General features: G+C 70.7%; 15 protein-coding genes and 1 pseudogene. 10 read left to right on the forward strand and 6 right to left on the reverse strand.

Features of this window, described 5'->3' with window-relative positions; genetic code table 11:
* The first annotated feature begins 2 nt into the window (after positions 1 to 2).
* Positions 3 to 659: a helix-turn-helix domain-containing protein gene (locus tag RIN75_RS20430; RefSeq protein ID WP_309113576.1), complete on the forward strand. Its 657-nt coding sequence runs from the start codon at positions 3 to 5 to the stop codon at positions 657 to 659.
* A 129-nt stretch (positions 660 to 788) separates the two neighbouring features.
* Here RIN75_RS20430 and RIN75_RS20435 read toward each other — a convergent pair whose 3' ends face one another.
* From RIN75_RS20435 to RIN75_RS20450, 4 genes are all read right to left on the reverse strand, one after another.
* Positions 789 to 1,367 (reverse strand): DinB family protein, encoded by a 579-nt coding sequence (locus RIN75_RS20435; protein WP_375295985.1) that lies wholly within the window; start codon positions 1,365 to 1,367, stop codon positions 789 to 791.
* Positions 1,368 to 1,841: 474 nt separating this feature from the next.
* Entirely contained in the window at positions 1,842 to 3,074 is a 1,233-nt protein-coding gene (locus RIN75_RS20440) for an RNA polymerase sigma factor (protein ID WP_309113577.1), read from the reverse strand.
* A gap of 50 nt (positions 3,075 to 3,124) precedes the next feature.
* The gene (locus tag RIN75_RS20445; RefSeq protein ID WP_309113578.1) at positions 3,125 to 3,553 is read right to left on the reverse strand and encodes a YciI family protein; all 429 of its coding nucleotides are present in this window, start codon (positions 3,551 to 3,553) and stop codon (positions 3,125 to 3,127) included.
* Between the two features lie 87 nt (positions 3,554 to 3,640).
* Complete coding sequence (locus tag RIN75_RS20450; protein ID WP_375295986.1) at positions 3,641 to 3,985, reverse strand: DoxX family protein; 345 nt, start codon at positions 3,983 to 3,985, stop codon at positions 3,641 to 3,643.
* A gap of 517 nt (positions 3,986 to 4,502) precedes the next feature.
* Here RIN75_RS20450 and RIN75_RS20455 point away from each other — a divergent pair.
* The 3 genes and pseudogenes from RIN75_RS20455 (at position 4,503) to RIN75_RS20465 (ending at position 6,674) form a co-directional block, all read left to right on the forward strand.
* Positions 4,503 to 5,335, forward strand: a pseudogene (locus tag RIN75_RS20455) (LLM class flavin-dependent oxidoreductase).
* A gap of 8 nt (positions 5,336 to 5,343) precedes the next feature.
* Positions 5,344 to 6,360, forward strand: coding sequence for an LLM class flavin-dependent oxidoreductase (locus RIN75_RS20460; protein ID WP_309113580.1), 1,017 nt, complete (start codon positions 5,344 to 5,346; stop codon positions 6,358 to 6,360).
* Positions 6,330 to 6,674, forward strand: coding sequence for a hypothetical protein (locus RIN75_RS20465; protein WP_309113581.1), 345 nt, complete (start codon positions 6,330 to 6,332; stop codon positions 6,672 to 6,674). Before RIN75_RS20460 ends, RIN75_RS20465 begins: the two co-directional genes overlap by 31 nt.
* On the opposite strand, the gene RIN75_RS20470 is transcribed toward RIN75_RS20465, so the two are convergent.
* On the reverse strand, positions 6,631 to 7,902 hold the full coding sequence (locus RIN75_RS20470) for an ROK family transcriptional regulator (RefSeq protein ID WP_309113582.1): 1,272 nt from the start codon (positions 7,900 to 7,902) through the stop codon (positions 6,631 to 6,633). The two genes, RIN75_RS20465 and RIN75_RS20470, sit on opposite strands and share 44 nt — an antisense overlap.
* Positions 7,903 to 8,056: 154 nt before the next feature.
* On the opposite strand from RIN75_RS20470, the gene RIN75_RS20475 reads away from it, so the two are divergent.
* From RIN75_RS20475 to RIN75_RS20490, 4 genes are read left to right on the forward strand one after another with little or no spacing between them, the layout of a single operon-like run.
* On the forward strand, positions 8,057 to 9,730 hold the full coding sequence (locus tag RIN75_RS20475) for an ABC transporter substrate-binding protein (protein WP_309113583.1): 1,674 nt from the start codon (positions 8,057 to 8,059) through the stop codon (positions 9,728 to 9,730).
* A 2-nt stretch (positions 9,731 to 9,732) separates the two neighbouring features.
* Positions 9,733 to 10,722: an ABC transporter permease gene (locus RIN75_RS20480; RefSeq protein WP_309113584.1), complete on the forward strand. Its 990-nt coding sequence runs from the start codon at positions 9,733 to 9,735 to the stop codon at positions 10,720 to 10,722.
* Between the two features lie 14 nt (positions 10,723 to 10,736).
* Complete coding sequence (locus RIN75_RS20485; RefSeq protein WP_309113585.1) at positions 10,737 to 12,509, forward strand: dipeptide/oligopeptide/nickel ABC transporter permease/ATP-binding protein; 1,773 nt, start codon at positions 10,737 to 10,739, stop codon at positions 12,507 to 12,509.
* Complete coding sequence (locus tag RIN75_RS20490; RefSeq protein WP_309113586.1) at positions 12,506 to 13,354, forward strand: ATP-binding cassette domain-containing protein; 849 nt, start codon at positions 12,506 to 12,508, stop codon at positions 13,352 to 13,354. Before RIN75_RS20485 ends, RIN75_RS20490 begins: the two co-directional genes overlap by 4 nt.
* Here the strand turns inward: RIN75_RS20490 and RIN75_RS20495 are convergent.
* Positions 13,344 to 15,479 (reverse strand): alpha-galactosidase, encoded by a 2,136-nt coding sequence (locus RIN75_RS20495; protein WP_309113587.1) that lies wholly within the window; start codon positions 15,477 to 15,479, stop codon positions 13,344 to 13,346. The two genes, RIN75_RS20490 and RIN75_RS20495, sit on opposite strands and share 11 nt — an antisense overlap.
* 84 nt (positions 15,480 to 15,563) lie before the next feature.
* Here RIN75_RS20495 and RIN75_RS20500 point away from each other — a divergent pair, with 84 nt between their 5' ends.
* Both RIN75_RS20500 and RIN75_RS20505 read left to right on the forward strand, forming a co-directional pair.
* The gene (locus tag RIN75_RS20500; RefSeq protein ID WP_309113588.1) at positions 15,564 to 18,005 is read left to right on the forward strand and encodes a glycoside hydrolase family 2 protein; all 2,442 of its coding nucleotides are present in this window, start codon (positions 15,564 to 15,566) and stop codon (positions 18,003 to 18,005) included.
* On the forward strand, positions 18,002 to 18,838 hold the full coding sequence (locus RIN75_RS20505) for a substrate-binding domain-containing protein (protein WP_309113589.1): 837 nt from the start codon (positions 18,002 to 18,004) through the stop codon (positions 18,836 to 18,838). The genes RIN75_RS20500 and RIN75_RS20505 overlap by 4 nt, the downstream gene beginning before the upstream one ends.

The raw sequence follows: 18,838 nt of genomic DNA on the forward strand, positions 1-18,838 counted from the left end.
ACATGAGCACGTGGGTGTCGGACATCGCCGTCGAGCGGTTCGAGGTCGACGAAACGCAGGCCCTCGGCCCGGACCCGGCCACCGCGCTGGTGTTCTGCTCGCGGTCGGAGGAGGCGTACGTCCTGGGGCCGCGCACGCGGGGCCGGTACTTCGACGGGGTCGACGCGCACCGGCTGCGGGTGCGGCTTCGGCCCGGCATGGCGCGGGCCGTGCTGGGCGTGGGTGTTCGGGAGCTGGTCGACCAGGTCGTGCCGTTGCGCGAATTGTGGGGCGTTTCGGTCGGCCGTCCTTCGGACCTGCGTGCGGCCCTGGCGTCCCGCTTGTCGTCCCTGGACCCGCGCCACGACGCAGTGGTCGCGTCGGCTGCCGTTCTGGTGCCGTCGGTGGGGGTCGCCGGTGCCGCGTCGCGGTTGACCGTCAGCGAGCGGCACCTGCGAACCTTGTTCACCGAGGCGGTGGGCCTGCCGCCCAAGCAGTACGCGAAGGTCGAACGGGTGCGGCGCGCGGTGGCCACGGGCGGTGCCGGCGGCTGGACCCGGGTGGCCACGGAACTGGGCTACTACGACCAGTCCCACCTGCACGCCGAGTTCCGGGCGACCATGGGCGTGCCTCCGGGCGCCTTCGCCGCCGGCCGTTACCCGGAGACCTCGCCCTGTTAGAGCGGCTTGGCCAGGAAGAGCGCGAACTCACCCTCGGCCGGCGTGCCCGTGTAGACACTGTGCTGGTGGTGAAGGAGTCGTCCAGCGCGAGGTCGTCGCCAGGTCGGATCGGCCGGTAGCCGAGGTCGGTCATCCCGCTGCTTCCCGGGCGACCCGTTCGAGCTTGTCCCGGTAGGCCGCCCACCACGCCGGATCACCCTCGGGCATGCTCGACACCCCGTTCCGAAGGCCGGCTTCGCCGTCGATGGTCTCCCGGACGATGTCGGCGTGCCCCGCGTGGCGGTTCGTCTCGGCGATCACGTGGACCAGGAGGAAGTGCAGGGTGACCGTCGCACGCTCGGCGGGCCACCACGGGACCCGTCCGGTCGCGCCGAGGTCCAGGGTCTCGATCGTGGCGTCGGAGTGCGCCCAGGTGCGGCGGTAGAGCGCCAGGATGTCCTCACGGGACTCGTCGGCGGTCGCCCACATGTCGGAGTTGACCTCGGCGTCGTCCTGCAACCAGGCGAAGGACTCGGGGAACGGGCGGTCGAAGCAGTCCCCGAAGTAGCCGATCTCGACGCCCGAGAGGTGCTTCACCAGACCGAGCAGGTTGGTGCCGGTGGGGGTGAGGGGGCGGCGGGCGTCGTACTCGCAGAGGCCGTCGAGCTTCCAGACGATGGCGTCACGAGCGGTTTGCAGGTAGCGACGCAGCGTCGACTTCTGGTCCATAGGGGACAGTCTTCCAGCGCTGCACCGAACGCCCCACCCGATTAGCCCACGCGCCCCAGTCCGGCACGCACCACCTAGCTTTTCGCCGCGCAGCGGCTGCTTTTTGCGCCGCGCGGCGGGCCGGGCTCCCGGCCACAGGCGGGGCCTCGGTTCCCCCACCGTATGGCCTGCCCGAAGGGCTACCACGGATTCCCCGGGTGCGGCCAAGAGTTTTGCGAGGAACGAGCAAAAGTTTTTAGCGGCACCCGGGGAATCCGTGGTTGGCTTTGCCGGGCCATGCGGTGGGGGAACCGACGCCCTTCCTCCCCATCGGTGGTTCTCCAGGCCGCTTTTGATCTTGAGAGCGCGTCGACGCATCCGCTTGAGAGCGTGCCAGCGCGTTGCTTGAAGCGGCTTGGAGAGCTGACGAAGGAAAGCCCAAAAGCCAACCGCGCCGCGCGCGCCAAAGGTGTCGTCAGTGGCCGTGTGGGAGGCTCAAGCGCAGGCGGCGGCTCGGTTGAGGAGGAGGGTGCGCTCGCGTTCGTTGCGGGTCATTTCGGCGGCTCGTTCGAATTCCTCCCGGGCTTCCGCCAACCGGCCCAGCTTGAACAGCAGGTCGCCGCGCACGCTCGGGAGCAGGTGGTAATCCTTCAAAGCGGGCTCGTCCAGGAGGTCGTCGACCAACTCAAGGGCCACCTCCGGGCCGAATGCGAAACCGATGGCCACCGCGTGGTTCAGCGCGACGATCGGGGACGGCGCCACCAGTGCCAAAGCCTCGTACAGGCCCGCGATTCGCCGCCAGTCGGTGTCCTCCGGCGTGCGTGCCACGGCGTGGCACGCGGCGATTCGGGCCTGTAGCGAATACGGGCCGCTGCCGGCTTTCTCCAAAGACGCCAGACCGCGTCGGATCAGCAGTTGGTCCCAGCGGGCTCGGTTCTGGTCGAGGAGGAGGACGGGTTCGCCGTTCAAACCCACCCGGGCCCGGGCGCGGGATGCCTGGATCTCCAGCAGGGCGACCAGGCCGTGGACCTCCGGTTCCTTCGGCATGAGGCCGGCCAGGACGCGGGCCAGGCGGAGGGCGTCCGCGCACAGTTCGGGGCGGAGCCAGTCGTCGCCCGCCGTGGCCGAGTAGCCCTCGTTGAAGATCAGGTAGATCACGCTGAGCACGGACGCCAGCCGTTGCTCCCGCTCGTCCTCGGCGGGCACCTCGAACGGCACGTTGGCCTTGGCCAGCGTCTTCTTCGCCCGCACGATCCGCTGGGCGACGGTCGACTCCGACACCAGGAACGCCCGTGCGATCTCCTCGGTCGTGAGGCCGCCGAGCATCTTCAGGGTGAGCGCGACCTGCGCCTCCACCGACAGGACCGGGTGGCACGCGGTGAACACCAGGCGCAACAGGTCGTCGTCGATGTCGCCCACGCGGGCGCCGGCGTCGGGGGCGGTGCGCTGCTCCTCGTCGCGGCCGATCTCCTCCAGCTTGCGCTGGTAGTTCTGCTGCCGTCGGATCTGGTCGACCGCCCGGTTCTTGGCCGCCGTCATCAGCCACGCGCCGGGGTTTCGCGGAACCCCGGTCTGGGGCCACTGCTCCAGGGCGCTGACCAGGGCGTCCTGGGCCAGTTCCTCGGCCAGTCCCACGTCGCGCACCATCCGGGCGAGCCCGGCGATGAGCCGCGCCGACTCGATCCGCCACACCGCCTCGACAGCGCGACGCGCATCGGAAGCTGTCACGGTCTGGGATCAGACCAGCTTCCGATGCGCGTCGGCAAGGCGAGCGGCGACTACTTGGCCTGCTGCTGGGCCTTGATCTGCTCGGCGAGCGCGGCCTCGCGCCCCTTCAGCTCGTCGGACATCTCGAAGTCCTCGGGGGAGAAGACCTGGCGGATCTCGATCTGCGACTCCTCGCCGGTGGGGTTCGGCACCCGCTTCACCCACTCGATCGCCTCCTCCAGCGACTTCAGCTCCAGCAGCCAGAACCCGGCGATCAGCTCCTTGGTCTCCGCGAACGGCCCGTCCACAACGGACCGCTGGTCGCCGTTGAAGTACACCCGGGCGCCCTTGGAGCTGGGGTGCAGACCCTCGCCGGCGAGCATCACGCCGGCCTTCACAAGCTCCTCGTTGAAGGCGGTCATCGCGCTGATCATCTCTTCGCTCGGCATGACGCCGGCCTCGGTGTCCGCGGTCGCCTTGACGATCACCATGAAACGCATCTTCTTGTCCCTTTCGGAGTGCGATCCGCTCATCCTGGCGGAGTCGGTGGGGTGGTGCAGGGGTTTCAAGCCGGGGCTGTGATGGGGTCAGCGGCGGATCAGGCGGGTCAGCGTGTAGCGGCCCGGGCCGAGGACCGCGATCAGCAGGAAGGACCAGCTGTAGAGCGCGGCCAGCTCGCCCATGTTGTGCAGCGGCAGCAGACCGGTCGGCTGGTGGACGACGAAGTAGGCGTAGGCCATCGCGCCGGACGCCAGCACGGCGGCGGGCCGCGCCGCCACGCCGACCAGCACCAGCACCGAGCAGACGAATTCGAGCACGCTGCCCCACCAGCCGGGGAATGACCCGAACGGCACGGCGGTCCCCTGCCCGTCGATGCCGCCGAGGAAGCCGAAGCCCTGGAGGCCGTGGCAGGCGAACAGGAACGACACCACGACCCGGAAGGCACCGAGGACGAGGTCGTTGCGCTTGGTCGACGGGGCGGTCGGGCGGGCGGCGGCGGTCTCGGGGCGGTCGGGCGGGCGGCGGCGGTCTCGGGGCGGGTGGTGGTGGTCATCTCTTCAACTCCTTCTCGGTGGTCTTGCCATGGCGACGAACGGCACCCCCGCCGGATCGACACGTCCGCCGAACTTTTTTGAGATTTTCTGTTTCCACAGGTCAGCGAGCTGTGGGGTGGTGGAGGGGAGAGGAGGACGCGGAGAGGAGGAGGGGGCGAGGGGGCGGGCCGTGGCGCGGCGGGCAGGGCGGGCCGGGCGGCGGTGCGGTGGGTAAGGCGGCGGTGCGGTGGGCAGGGCGGGCCGGGCGGCGGTGCGGTGGGCCGGGGTGGCGGAGTGGTAGTGGGTGGTGGTTATTCCCGGGCCCGGTGCGATCTCACTAAGAGCCGGGGCGTCGCGGAGGGTCGTCGGCGGCACAGAATCCGGTGGGATCGAAGTGGAAGGGGCGCTGGGAACGATGGGAACCGGACTGCACCTCGCCGTCGCGCTCGACGGGAACGGTTGGCACCCCCCGTACCCGACGGCGGTGCCCGTTTCACCCCTCACCACTGGGTGGACCTGGTCCGCGAAGCCGAACACGGACTGCTCGACTTCGTGACCTTCGAGGACGACCTCGGCCCGGTCGGCCGGCTGGACGCCGTGCTCGTCGCCGCCCGAGTCGCGCCCCTGACCTCGCGGATCGGCCTGGTGCCGACCATCATCGCGGCGCACACCGAGCCGTTCCACCTCTCCAAGGCGATCGCGACCCTGGACTACGTCGCCACCGGCCGGTTCATCGACCGGGACAAGCTGCACCACATCGACTTCGTCGGCGAACGGTTCAGCGTCAAAGGACCCTCGATCACCCCGCGCCCGCCGCAGGACCAGCCGCCGGTCGCGGTCCTGTCGCACGGCCCCGCGGTGCACGCCCTCGCGCGCCGGTCCGCAGACATCGTCTTCACCACCCCGCACAGCGCCGCCGAGGTGCGGTCGATCGGGGCGGAGGTGGAGGGTGTACTTCAGTTCGCAGACGTTCTCGTAGATTTCGGGCCCGGAAATACGCCGGCGTCCGACGCCTTCACATACAGGGGTGGCCCCGCCGGGCTGGTCGAGCTGCTCCTGGACTGGCACGCGGCGGGGGCGTTCGGGTTCCGCCTGCGGCCCGCCGCACTGCCCGAAGACCTGCGGGTGATCACGCGTGAGGTGGTGCCCCTGCTGCAGGAACGCGGGGTTTTCCGGACCGGGTACACCGCCTCCACCCTGCGCGGCCACCTGGGGCTGCCCCGTCCCGCCAACCGCTGCGCCGCCTGAGGAGCGAGATGAAGCAGATCCACCTCGCCGCGCACTTCCCCGGCGTCAACAACACCACCGTCTGGAGCGATCCCCGCGCGGGCAGCCACATCGAGTTCGAGTCGTTCGTCCACTTCGCGCGGACCGCCGAGCGGGCCAGGTTCGACTTCTTGTTCCTGGCCGAGGGGTTGCGGTTGCGCGAGCAGAACGGGCTGATCTACGACCTGGACGTGGTGGGCCGGCCGGACACGTTCACCGTGCTGGCCGGGCTCGCGGCGGTGACCACGCACCTGGGCCTGACGGGCACGATCAACTCCACCTTCAACGAACCCTTCGAGGTGGCCCGGCAGTTCGTGTCGCTGGACCACCTGTCCGGCGGCCGGGCGGCGTGGAACGTGGTGACCTCGTGGGACGCGTTCACCGGGGAGAACTTCCGGCGCGGCGGGTTCCTGCCCGAGGACCAGCGCTACGAACGGGCGCGGCGGTTCCTCGACGCGGCGACGACGTTGTTCGACTCGTGGCGGGACGGCGGGGAGTTCTCCCACCGGGACGAGCACTTCGACATCGCCGGGCGGTTCGACCTGCCCCGGTCGCCGCAGGGTCGGCCGGTGATCCTCCAGGCGGGGGGACTCGGAGGAAGGGCGGGAGTTCGCCGCGGCCAAGGCGGACGCGATCTTCAGCCGGCGCGCGACCCTGGAGGCGGGGCAGGCGTTCTACGCCGACGTCAAGCGGCGGCTCGCGAAGTGCGGGCGGACGCCGGACCAGCTCAAGGTGCTGCCCGCGGCCACCTTCGTGCTGGGGACACCGACGCCCAGGCGCAGGAGCTGGCGCACGAGGTGCGGCGGCAGCAGGTCAGCGGGCAGACCGCGATCAAGTTCCTGGAGCAGGTGTGGAACCGGGACCTGTCGGCGTACGACCCGGACGGGCGTTGCCCGACGTCGACCCGGTGGTCGGCCGGCAGACCACCGCGCCCGGTCGGGCCGGCGTGCGGCAGCACCGCGATCCCGTCGCCACCGTGCGGGAGTGGCGGGAGTTGGCGGCGGTGAAGAAGCTGTCGATCCGTGAGCTGGTCGTCGAGAAGACGGCGCGGCAGACGTTCATCGGGTCGGCGGCCTCGGTGGCGTCGCAAATCGACGACTTGGTCCAGGCGGACGCCAGTGACGGGTTCATCCTGGTGCCGCACGTGACGCCCGGCGGTTTCGACGAGTTCGCCGACGCGGTGGTGCCGTTGTTGCAGGAGCGCGGGGTGTTCCGGGCGGACTACACCGGGCCGACCCTGCGCGAGCACCTGCTGACCCGACCGGCGAAGGCGCGGGTCAGGCGCCCGGGACCGGCAGGGGAGCGGGTTCGGCGGCGCTGAGGTTCTCGGGGAGTTTCAGGCCTTCGGTCAGGGGCACCAGCTCGGACTGGAGGACCAGGGCAGCGGCGCCGATGGCCGACGCGGTGGCCGCGTGCCGGGAGAGGCGGACGTCCACCGGGTGGGCGGCGCGGGAGAAGAAAGCGCGTTCCAGCTCTTCGCGGACGATCGGGAGGTACACCGAGCCGGCGATGGCGAAGCTCGGGCCGGTCAGGACCAGGACCTCCAGGTCCATGACGTTGGCCAGGCTGCGGGCCGCCGCCGCGATGTAGCGGGCCGAGCGCTCCAGGATCGCCAGGGCCGAGGGATCTCCCCGTCTGGCCGCACGGCTCACCGCGGCGAAGTCGGCGGAAACCGAGCGGGACCGGCCGGTCAGGCCGGCGGCTCGGGACAGGGCCGTGTCGGCGCGGGCCGCCGCGACCACCGCCGCGGGGCCTGCCAGCACCTCCACGCAGCCGCGCGCGCCACACCAGCAGTCGGGACCGTTGGCGTCCACGCAGGTGTGGCCGATCTCGCCGGCGTTGCCGCTGGCTCCCCGGTAGGTGATGCCGTTGATGACCAGGCCCGCGCCGATGCCGGTGCCCATGTAGAGGGCCGCGGACAGGGCCGTCCCGCCGATGCCGCCCGACCAGTGCTCGCCCAGCGCGGCGGCGGTGGCGTCGTTGTCCAGGACGACGGGGAGGCCGGTGGCGCGCTCCAGCGCCTGGGCGAGGGGGTAGTCCTCCCACTTGCGCATGGCAGGCGGGGTGAGGCCCATCCCGGTGGTCGGGCTGAGCGGGCCGGGGGACACCAGACCGACGCCGAGGACCCGCTCCCGCTCCACACCCACACCCTCGATCAGCGCGGTGACCTCGGCGGACATCCGGTCGACGACGGTGGCGGGCTCGGCCGCGCCCGCGCCGGCGCGCGAGATGCGGGCCACGACCGCGCCACCGAGGTTGGTCAGGACGTAGGTGATGCCGGCGTGGTCGAGGTGCACGCCCACCGCGTACCGGGAGGCGTGGTTGAGCTGGAGCAGCACGCGGCGCTTGCCGCCGGTCGACTCGGCGCGGCCGGTCTCCACGACCAGGCCCTCGTCGATGAGCCGGCGCACGACGGTGGAGATGGTCGCGCCGGTGAAGCCGGTCGCGTTGATCAGGCCGACGCGGCTGATGGTGCCCGCCGCCCGGATGACGTCCAGCACGGCCGCCTTGCTGGACGCGTGCTGGGTCGCCCGTGCCGGTCCGCTCATCGATCCCCCGCAAGTGCGCCGACGCGCGTCTTAGTTCGTTCGTCGGTCGAAGCGTAGCAACTTGGCCGCCAGATGACTGGGAGGTGTTGACTTCGTTTCTTCGTTGACTTAACAATCTGCCTCAACGCGGGACCGGCCACGAGAGGAATCGACGATGTTCCTGAAGGCGAAGCGTTCACGGGCGGTGGCGGCGGGGGTGGCCGCGCTGGCCATGCTGGCCACGGCGTGCGGCGGGTCGGGCACGTCGGCCGGCGGGGACGGCACGCTGGTCGTCTACACCGGGCAGTCCGGCGACTGGCAGCTCAACTTCAACCCGTTCTCCCCGACCGCCCTGGAAGGCCCGGGGACGATCTTCGAGCCGCTGTTCTTCTTCAACAACATCCGCGACGTCGAGCCGCGCCCGCGCCTGGGCAAGACCTTCAAGTGGAACGCCGACGGCACCCAGCTCGACGTCGAGCTGCGCGACGACGCCAAGTGGACCGACGGCCAGAAGTTCACCGCCGACGACGTCGTCTTCACCCTCGACATGATCACCAAGAACGCCGCGATGAACGGCACCGGCTACAAGGGCACCGCGACCGCCGTCGACCCGACGCACGTGTCGATCAAGTTCACCGAGCCGTCCTTCATGGAGGGCCCGCAGATCCTCGGCCGGATCTGGATGGTGCCCAAGCACAAGTGGTCGAGCCTGGCCACCCCCGCCACGGACGTGGTGCGCGAACCGGTCGGCACCGGGCCGTTCCAGCTCGACGAGTTCAAGCCGCAGGCGTTCACGCTCAAGGCCAACGCCTCCTACTACGCGGGCGAGCCGGCCCTGAAGAAGGTCCGCTACCTGGCGCTGTCGGGCAACCAGTCCGGTGAGGCCGCGCTCAAGGCCGGCCAGATCGACTGGCAGACCGGGCCGGTGCCGGACATCAAGAACGTCGAGAAGAACTACCCCGGCTACAAGGCCATCACCATCCCGATGAACCAGACGGCCCTGTTCACCTGCTCGAACGCCGCTCTCGGCTGCGTGGGCCCGCAGACCGACGTGGCCGTCCGCAAGGCCATCTACTACGGCATCAACCGCACCCAGATCAACCAGCTCGCCTTCGAGAACACCTCCAGCGAGATCTCGCCCGGCGCCGCCCTGCTGGAGCGCGACCGCGACCAGGTGTCCAGCAAGCTCAAGGAGCGCACCGCGCCGATGCAGCCCGACGAGGCCAAGGCCACGGCGCTGCTGGAAGGCGCGGGCTACACCAAGGGCGCGGACGGCATCTACCAGAAGGACGGCAAGCCGCTCGCGCTGACGCTCAAGGTCGTCGCCGGCTGGACCGACTACATCACCGCCGTCGACACGATGAGCCAGCAGCTGCAGAAGATCGGCATCAAGATCACGCCGCAGCAGGTGTCCTGGAACGAGTGGTCCGACGCGCGCGGCCGAGGCCAGTACGAACTGCTGATCGACGCCCTGCACCAGGGTCCCGCGCCCGACCCGTTCTACAACGCCTCCTACTTCTTCAGCACCGCCACCACGGCCAGGGTCGGCGAGATCGCCAACCCCAACTTCGCCCGCGTCAGCGACCCGGCCATCGACACCGCGCTGGCGGCGCTCAAGGGCATCGACCCGAAGGACGACGCCAAGCGGCAGCCGCACTTCGACACCATCCAGACCCGCATCGAGGAGCTGATCCCCTACGTCCCCGTCCTCACCGGCGGCACCACCAGCGAGTACAACGCCAAGAAGTTCACCGGCTGGCCCACCAAGGAGGACCTGTACTCGTTCCCGGCCGTCTGGGCGCGCCCGGAGCACTCCGAGATCTTCCTGAAGCTCAAGCCGGCGAGCTGACGATGCGGTACTACGCCCGCAAGCTCGCGTTCTACCTGGTCGCCTTCTGGGCCGCGCTGACGCTGAACTTCTTCATCCCGAGGCTCATGCCGGGCAACCCGGTGGACATCCTCATGGCCAAGCTCGCCCAGCGCGGCGGCACCGTGGACCCGGCGGCCCGCCGGGCGTACGAGCTGCTGCTCGGCTCCGGGACGGACGAGTCGCTGCTCTCGCAGTACTTCTCCTACCTGGGCAACATGTTCCGCGGCGACCTCGGCGTGTCGGTCAGCTCGTTCCCGACACCGGTGTCGGACATCATCGCGGAAGCGCTGCCGTGGACGCTGGTGCTGGTCGGGATCGCGACGTTCCTGTCGTTCGCCCTCGGCGTCGTCCTGGGCACGCTGGTCGGCTGGCGGCGCGGCACCTGGCTGGACAGCCTGGTGCCCGCCACCACCGTCCTGGCGGCGGTGCCGTACTTCTGGCTGGCGCTGATCCTGGTGGCGCTGCTGGCGTCCGGCCTGGGGTGGTTCCCGCTGCTGGGCGGCTACGACGTGGTCCTGTCGCCGGGCTGGGACCTGGAGTTCATCGGGTCGGCCGTCTACCACGGGACGCTGCCCGCGCTGACGATCGTGCTGTCGTCGGTCGGCGGCTGGCTGTTGGGGATGCGCAACATGATGGTGTCCACCACGTCCGAGGACTACGTGCTCACCGCGCAGGCCAAGGGGTTGCGCGATTCCCGCATCATGATCCGGTACGCGGCGCGCAACGCCGTGCTGCCGTCCGTGGCGGGGTTCGCGATCTCGCTGGGTTTCGTGGTGGCCGGGTCGATCATCACCGAGCAGGTGTTCTCCTACCCCGGTATCGGCTCGAAGCTGCTGCAGGCGGTGCAGAACAACGACTACGCCCTGATGCAGGGCATCTTCCTGGTGATCACGGTCGCCGTGCTCGGCGCGAACCTCGTGGTCGACCTGCTGTACGCCCTCATCGACCCGCGCACCCGCGTCAGCGGCTGAGCCAGGAGCGTGCCGTGACCAACCCCAGTGCTGTTCCCGCCGCCGCCCCGCGCGGGTGGCGCGCGATGCTGCCGCGCCGGTCGCCCAAGCTGCTCGTCGGCGTCGGCCTGATCGCCGTGATCGCCCTGTTCGGCGTGGTCGGGCCGCTGTTCGTGGGCGACCCGGCGACCATCCGCGACGTCGGCCTCACCCCGCCCGGCGGCGACTTCCCGCTGGGCACCACGTTGACCGGCCAGGACATCCTGGCCCAACTCGCCCACGCCACCCGGGGCTCGCTGTACATCGGCCTGCTGGTCGGCGTGATGGCGACGTTCCTGTCCGCGTTGTTCGGCATCGTCGGCAGCTACGCCGGCGGGTACGTGGACGAGGCGTTCTCCTTGTTCTCCAACGTGATGCTGGTGATCCCCGGCCTGCCGCTGGTGATCGTCATCTCCGCGTTCGTGCCCGCCGACCAGCGCGGGTCGTGGACCATCGCGGTGGTGCTGGCCATCACCGGCTGGGCCGCGTCGGCGCGGGTGCTGCGGGCGCAGACGTTGTCGTTGCGCAATCGCGACTACGTGGCGGCGGCGCGAGTGTCGGGGGAGCCCGCGTGGCGGGTGATCGGCGTGGAGATCCTGCCGAACCTGTTGCCGCTGCTGGCTTCCCAATTCGTGTTCTCGGTGGTGTACGCGATCCTGAGCGAGGCCGGGCTGTCGTTCCTCGGGCTGGGCGCGTCGAACTCGTCCACGCTGGGCACGATGCTGTACTACGCGCAGAACGGGTTCGCGCTGCAACGCGACGCCTGGTGGTGGTTCGTGCCGCCGGGTCTGATCATCGCGTTGTTCGGGTGCGGCCTGGCGCTGGTGAACTTCAGCATCGACGAGATCATCAACCCGAAGCTCCGCGACGTCCCCAAGCGCGGCAAGCAACAAAACCGAGCCCCACAACCAGCCGAACGCCCCGACGACGACGTGGTCCTGACCGTCGACGGCCTGTCCGTGGTGTACCAGGTCGGCACTCCCGTGCACGCGGTGAAGGACGTGTCGATCACCCTCCGACGAGGCGAGATCCTCGGCCTGGCGGGCGAATCGGGCTGCGGCAAGACAACCCTGGCCTACGCCGTGAACCGCCTCCACCGCCCACCCGCCGAGGTCACCACCGGCAAGGTCACCTTCCACGACCGCGACGGCACCGACACGGACATCCTCGCCCTGAAACCGGCGGAACTGCGTGAATTCCGCTGGTCAAAGCTGTCGATGGTGTTCCAGGGCGCGATGAACGCCCTCAACCCGGTCATCACCGTGCAGGCGCAGCTGGAAGACGTCCTCACCACCCACCGCCCGGAGATGACGAAGGCACAGCGACGGGTGAGGTGCGAGGAGGTGCTGCGCTTGGTCGGCGTGGACGTCCGACGCCTGACGTCGTTCCCGCACGAACTGTCCGGCGGTATGCGCCAGCGCGTGATGATCGCGATGGCCCTGTTGCTGGACCCGCAGGTGATGATCATGGACGAGCCGACCACCGCGCTGGACGTGGTGGTGCAGCGGGGCATCCTGCGCGAGATCCTGCGGCTGCGCGACGAGATCGGCTTCGCCGTCCTGTTCATCACCCACGACCTGCCGCTGCTGCTGGAACTCGCCGACCGCATCGCCGTGATGAAGGACGGCGAGGTCGTCGAGTACGCCACGGCCGAGCAGGTCTACGCCGCGCCCGCGCACCCGTACACGCGCAAGCTGCTCGACTCGTTCCCCAGCCTGACCGGCGAGCGCGGCGCGTTCGTCCGCGAGACCTCCGGGAGTCCGCTGTGACCGCGTTGGAAGCGAAGGACCTGGTCAAGGACTTCCACGTCCGGGTCGGCCTCAGGCGCATCAACCTGCGCGCGGTGAACGGGGTGTCGTTCACCCTGACCCCGGGCCGCACGGTGGCGCTGGTCGGCGAGTCGGGCTCGGGCAAGTCCACCATCGCCCGCATGATCGCCCGTTTGGAGAAGCCCAGCGCCGGGTCGATCAGGGTGACGGCGAACGACCGCGAGGTCCCGTCGAAGCACTACCGCAACCACGTGCAGATGGTCTTCCAGGACCCGTTCGCCTCCCTGAACCCTTTCCACACCATCGCCCACCACCTCGCACGCCCCTTGAAGCTCCACGGCCGCCCGCACGGCCACGACGAGGTGATCAAGCTGCTAGCCCGGGTGTCCCTGCCTGCCGACATGGCGCACCGACGTCCGCACGAACTGTCCGGCGGCCAACGCCAACGGGTAGCGATCGCCCGCGCGCTGGCCCCTGGCGCAAAGGTCGTGGTGGCCGACGAACCAGTGTCCATGCTGGACGTGTCAATCCGCCTGGGTGTCCTGAACCTCCTGGCCAGACTGCAACGCGAGGAACAGTTGGCGGTCCTCTACATCACCCACGACCTGGCCACCGCACGACACTTCTCCGACGACATCCTGGTCCTGTACAAGGGCCGCGTGGTCGAACGGGGCCCAGCCGACGACGTCATCCTGAACCCGCAACACCCGTACACGAAGATCCTCGCCTCGGCCGCCCCGAACCCCGACGCCCGAGGCCGCCTCCTCGACATCGACCCAGCCGACGTCGAGGAGGCAGGCTCAGCGCCTTCCTACGACCACTACACGGATGAACTCAGCCAGTAGCGGTGGCGCGGAGCAACACCAGTCGCTCCGGGTACAGGACCGGGGTCTGGACACCGGCCGAACCAAGCACCCGGCCCGGCAGCACCAGACCCTCCTCCCACCAAGGCAGGGCAACCCCCCAGTTGTGCGGGTTCCCGTCCGGCACGTCGCCGGGCGGCAAGGGGCGGACGTGGTAGGCGCGGTCCGGGTCGAGGCCGGGCAGCCGCGCGGCGCCGGTCGGGCACACGTCCGACGTCGCCGTCGAAACGATCGCGAACACCGCGTCCGCCCCGTCCCGGGCGACCACCCCGTGCACGGCGACAGCCGGGTCGGGGTGGTCGCCGTGCACCGACACGCCAGTGTGCAGCAACCCCCGGATCTCCTTGTACAGCGCAACCCACGCGGTCAGCCGCTCCAGCTCCTCGACCGACGCCGCCGTCAGGTCCCACTCGATCCCGAAGTGGCCGAACAACGCCGTCCCCGCCCGGAAGTCCACCTGGTGCTTCCGATGCGTCGTGTGCGAGGTGGCGGAGGCGATGTGGCTGCCGATCAGCTCCAACGGCACCAGCACGTTCGTCCAGCGCTGGATGGACTGCCGCTCAAGGGCGTCGATGCAGTCCGACGCCCATACCCGGTCCGTGCGCTGCAAGACCTCCAAGTCCACCCGGCCGCCACCCGACGAGCACGACTCGATCTCCACCCCGGGATGCCGCCGGCGCAGCTCGTCCAGCAGCCGGTACACGGCAAGGGTCTGACCGTGCACGCCCGCACGCCCCTGGTGGCCGGCCTCCAGGAGATCCCGGTTGTGGTCCCACTTCAAGTACGAGATCGGGTATGTGGTCAGCAGGTCGTCCAAGCGCTCCAAGATGTACTCGTACGCCTCGGGAACGGCCAGGTCCAAGACCTGCTGCCAGCGCGTGCTCCGGGGCATCCGCCCGCCGGGACCCATGATCCAGTCCGGGTGGGCGCGGGCCAGCTCCGAGTCCTCGTTCAGCATCTCCGGCTCGACCCACAGGCCGAACTGCATGCCCAACCCCGTCACGTGGTCGATCAGCGGACCCAGGCCGTCGGGCCACACCTCGTCGGACACGTACCAGTCGCCCAGCCCGCTCCGGTCGTCGCGGCGGGACCCGAACCAGCCGTCGTCCAGCACGAACCGCTCCGCGCCCACCTCGGCGGCCTTGTCCGCCAACGCCTTGAGCCGCGCGAGGTCGTGGTCGAAGTACACCGCCTCCCACGTGTTCACCACGACCGGCCGGGGCGCGGGCGGGTGCGTGGGGCGGGCGCGCAGCCACTCGTGGAACCGCGCGGACACGGCGTCCAGGCCCACGCCGTAGGACCCGAACTGCCAGGGTGACCGGTAGGTCTCGCCGGGCGCGAGCACGACCTCGCCGGACAGCAGCAGTTCTCCGGACCCGAGCAGGGACACCGAGTGCCGCGTGCGTTCGGCGAACGTCCGGTGGTTGCCCGACCAAGCCGTGTGGACGGCCCAGATCTCGCCGGACCGGTTGCCGAAGCCCTCGGTGCCCGCCGCCATCAGGAACGCCGAGTCGAACCCGGTGCGCCCGGCCCGGTTCTCGCGCACCCGCAGGCCCTGGGTGAACCGGGTCCGCTGCGGGCTGCGCTCGCGGGTCCACCGGCCGGTGAAGTCGAGGATCTCCACGGCCTCCGCCGGCACCGGCAGGGTCACCGACAGCGCGTCCACGGCGAAGTCGGTGTCCCCGGTGTTGGTCACCGACGCCCGCTGCCGGACCAGGCCGGACGCCGTCAACTCGACCTCCAGCACCAACTCCAGCCCGGCGGCCTCGTCCACCGCCCGGTACGCGGCGCCTCCCGCCTCCGCAGCGCCCTCCGCCCCGGTGGTGACCTCCACCACCCGGAACGCGGTGGAGAAGTGCCGGCCGCCCCGGTTGCCGACCAGGCCCGGCGTGCCGAGCCACCCGGCGGACTGCTCGGGCACCACCGCCACCTCAACCGAACCGTCCACGGCGTACCCGTGCGGCTGGGGCGCGGACGCCAGGGCCAGGGCGTCGAGGTCCACCTCCCCCAGGTCGGCGCCCCAGTGCAGGACGCGGGGCAGCGTGCCCCCGCGGTGGTCGAGCACCAGGCTGACTCCCGCAGCGCGCAGGTGTGTCAAGTCGGCCACGTCTGTTCCTCTCGGGTGGTACTTCGTTCCTCGGCTGGGCAAACTTCGTTGACTTACTTTAGTTGCTGGCGTAAGAATCGCCATATGATCCGGAGGACCTTGTTGCACGACGGCTGGCGGCTCCGCGCGGTGGGCGGCCCGATCCCGGAGCACATCGCGGACGTCGAGGTCCCCGCCCGGATACCCGGCAGCGCGCACCTCGACCTGCTCGCCGCCGGCCTCATCCCCGACCCGTACCTGGACCGCAACGAGGCCGACCTGGCATGGGCGCACCGCACCGACTGGCGGTTCACGCTCGACTTCACCGCAGAGGCCGCGCGACCGGGCGAACGCGTCGAGCTGGCGTTCGACGGCCTGGACACGGTGGCCACCGTCGAGCTGAACGGCGCGGTCCTCGGCCACACCGCCAACATGCACCGCTCGTACCGCTTCGACGTGCGCGACCACCTCCGCGACGGGGCCAACCACCTCACCGTGACCCTCCGTTCGGCGCTGAACCACGCCGAAAACCAGGAACAACAACTGGGCTGGCGCGACCGCGCCTACAGCCACCCGTTCAACGCGATCCGCAAGATGGCCTGCTCCTTCGGCTGGGACTGGGGCCCCGACCTGCAGACCGCCGGCATCTGGCGGCCGGTCCGCCTGGAGCGCTGGGACACCGCCCGCCTCGCCCAGGTCCGCCCCCTGGTCACCGTGGACGAAGACGGCACCGGCCGGGTAGAGGTCCACGTGACCGTCGACCGCGCCTCCAACGATCCCCTCACCATCCAGGCCACTGTGGACGGTCACTCGGAAAGCACAACCATCGACGGCGACCAAGCCGTCATCACCGTCATGGTGCCCAACGCCGACCTGTGGTGGCCCGCAGGCCACGGCGACCACCCGCTCTACGACCTCGACGTCACCCTCCGCACCACGACCGAGGCCGACCGCCACCACCGCCGCATCGGCTTCCGCACGATCACCGTCGACACCACGCCCGACGACATCGGCGCCCCGTTCACCTTCGTCGTCAACGGCAAGCCGATCTTCGCCAAGGGCGCGAACTGGATCCCGGACGACCACTTCCTCACCCGGATCACCCGCGACCGGCTGGCCCGCCGGGTCGACCAGGCCGTGGCGGCGAACATGAACATGCTGCGGATCTGGGGCGGCGGGATCTACGAGTCCGAGGACTTCTACGACGTCTGCGACGAGCGCGGTGTCCTGGTGTGGCAGGACTTCCCGTTCGCCTGCGCGGCCTACGCCGAGGAGTCCCCGCTGTGGGAGGAGGTCGAGGCCGAGGCCCGCGAGCACGTCGCCCGTCTCACTTCGCACGCCTCGCTCGCCCTGTGGAACGGCAACAACGAGAACCTGTGGGGCTTCGCCGACTGGGGCTGGCCCGAACAGCTCCAGGGCCGCACCTGGGGCCTGCGGTACTACCGGGAGCTGCTCCCCGCCATCGTCGCCGAACTCGACCCCACCCGGCCCTACGCGCCGGGCAGCCCGTACAGCCCGGGCGACCTGCACCCGAACCTCGACACCCACGGCACGCGTCACGAGTGGGAAGTCTGGAACCGGATCGACTACACGCGCTACCGTGATTTCACGCCCCGGTTCTGCTCGGAGTTCGGGTTCCAGGGTCCACCGACCTGGGCCACGCTCACCACGTGGATCCACGACGAGCCGCTGTCGCCCACCAGCCCGGCGTTCCTGCTGCACCAGAAGGCCGAGGACGGCAACGGCAAGCTGGCCCGCGGCCTGGCGCCGCACCTGCCGGTGCCCGAGGCGTTCGAGGACTGGCACTGGGCGACCCAGCTCAACCAGGCCCGCGCGGTGGCGTTCGGGGTGGAGCACTTCCGGTCGCACTGGCCGCGCACGGCAGGGGCGCTGGTGTGGCAGCTCAACGACTGCTGGCCGGTCACGTCGTGGGCGGCCGTCGACAGCGAGGAGCGGCCGAAACCGCTGTACTACGCCCTGCGGCACGCCTTCGCGCCGCGCCTGCTGACCGTGCAGCCGCGGGACGGGCGGGACGTGCTGGTCGCCGTCAACGACACCGACGAGGTGTGGACCGGCGAGGTCACCGCCACGCGGCAGACGTTCGCGGGGGAGGAACGGGCGGCGGCTAAGCTCGTGCTGGACGTGCCCGCCCGGTCGGTGGCCGTCCTGGACCTGGCGCCGGAGCTGCTGACCCCGGCGGACGCGGAGCGGGAGGTGCTGGTGGCGACCACGGCGGACGCGCGTGCCGTGCACCTGTTCCGCGAGGACGTCGACCTGGCCTACGACCCGTCGCCGCTGACCGCGACCGCCGTCGCGGTGCCCGGCGGGTACCGGGTGGACGTGCGGGCCACGTCGTTCGCGCGGGACGTCGCCGTGCTGGCCGACCGGGTGGCGCCCGACGCCGAGACCGACGACGCCCTGGTCACGCTGACCGCCGGCGAAACGCACTCGTTCACCGTCCGCACCGCCCGCGCCGTCGACCCGTCCGCGCTGACCGGTCCGCTGGTGCTGCGGTCGGCGAACAGCCTGTGCGCGGTGCGGGCATGAGCACCGGATCCATCGGCCTGGTCCTGGCCCGGCCCGCGCGGCTGCTGGGCACCGAGCCGTTCTTCATGGAGTTCATCGCGGGCATCGAGGAGCGGCTGGCCGAGCGCGACCAGTCCGTGCTGCTGCACGTCGTGGGCGCGGAGGACGCGGAGATCGCGGCCTACCGGCGCTGGGCCGCGGGCGGCGTGGTGGACGCGGTGGTCGTGGTGAACCGGACCGCGGACGACCACCGCCCGGCCGTGCTGCGCGAGCTGGGCCTGCCCGCCGTGTACGTGGGGGAGCCCGACGACCTGGCGGTGCCGGCCGTGCGCACCGACGACGCCGGGCCGGTCCGCGAGGCCCTGTCCTACCTGCTGGAGCTGGGCCACCGCCGGATCGCCCGGGTCAGCGGCCCGGAGAACCTCCTGCACACCCGGGCGCGCACCGCCGCGCTGCTCGAAGGGTGCGCGGAGGCCGGGGTCGAGCCGGTGATCGTCGAGGGCGACTACTCGGAGGAGTCCGGCGCGAAGCTCACCGCCGCGCTGCTGGACGCCGCCGAGCCGCCGACCGCGATCCTGTACGACAACGACGTCATGGCGGTCGCCGGCCTGGGCGCCGCCAAGTCCCGCGGCGTGGCCGTGCCCGACCGGCTGAGCCTGGTCGCCTGGGACGACTCCACGCTGTGCCGGCTGGCCTCGCCCGCGCTCACCACCATGAGCGTGGACGTGCACCAGTTCGGCGTGACGGTCGCCGAGTCCGTGCTGGAACTGATCGACGGCTCGCCGGTCACCGAGCGCTGGTCGCCGACCGCGACCCTGGTGCCGCGCGAGAGCACCACCGCACCTCCCCCCTGA

This window comes from Saccharothrix sp., assembly GCF_031180885.1.
GTDB lineage: Bacteria > Actinomycetota > Actinomycetes > Mycobacteriales > Pseudonocardiaceae > Actinosynnema.

Bases quoted from the DNA above. Each gene is read 5' to 3' on its own strand.
- RIN75_RS20430 (WP_309113576.1), top strand. From the start codon at position 3: ATGAGCACGTGGGTGTCGGACATCGCCGTCGAGCGGTTCGAGGTCGAC.
- RIN75_RS20435 (WP_375295985.1), bottom strand. From the start codon at position 1,367: ATGGACCAGAAGTCGACGCTGCGTCGCTACCTGCAAACCGCTCGTGAC.
- RIN75_RS20445 (WP_309113578.1), bottom strand. From the start codon at position 3,553: ATGCGTTTCATGGTGATCGTCAAGGCGACCGCGGACACCGAGGCCGGC.
- RIN75_RS20460 (WP_309113580.1), top strand. From the start codon at position 5,344: ATGAAGCAGATCCACCTCGCCGCGCACTTCCCCGGCGTCAACAACACC.
- RIN75_RS20470 (WP_309113582.1), bottom strand. From the start codon at position 7,902: ATGAGCGGACCGGCACGGGCGACCCAGCACGCGTCCAGCAAGGCGGCC.
- RIN75_RS20475 (WP_309113583.1), top strand. From the start codon at position 8,057: ATGTTCCTGAAGGCGAAGCGTTCACGGGCGGTGGCGGCGGGGGTGGCC.
- RIN75_RS20480 (WP_309113584.1), top strand. From the start codon at position 9,733: ATGCGGTACTACGCCCGCAAGCTCGCGTTCTACCTGGTCGCCTTCTGG.
- RIN75_RS20500 (WP_309113588.1), top strand. From the start codon at position 15,564: ATGATCCGGAGGACCTTGTTGCACGACGGCTGGCGGCTCCGCGCGGTG.
- RIN75_RS20505 (WP_309113589.1), top strand. From the start codon at position 18,002: ATGAGCACCGGATCCATCGGCCTGGTCCTGGCCCGGCCCGCGCGGCTG.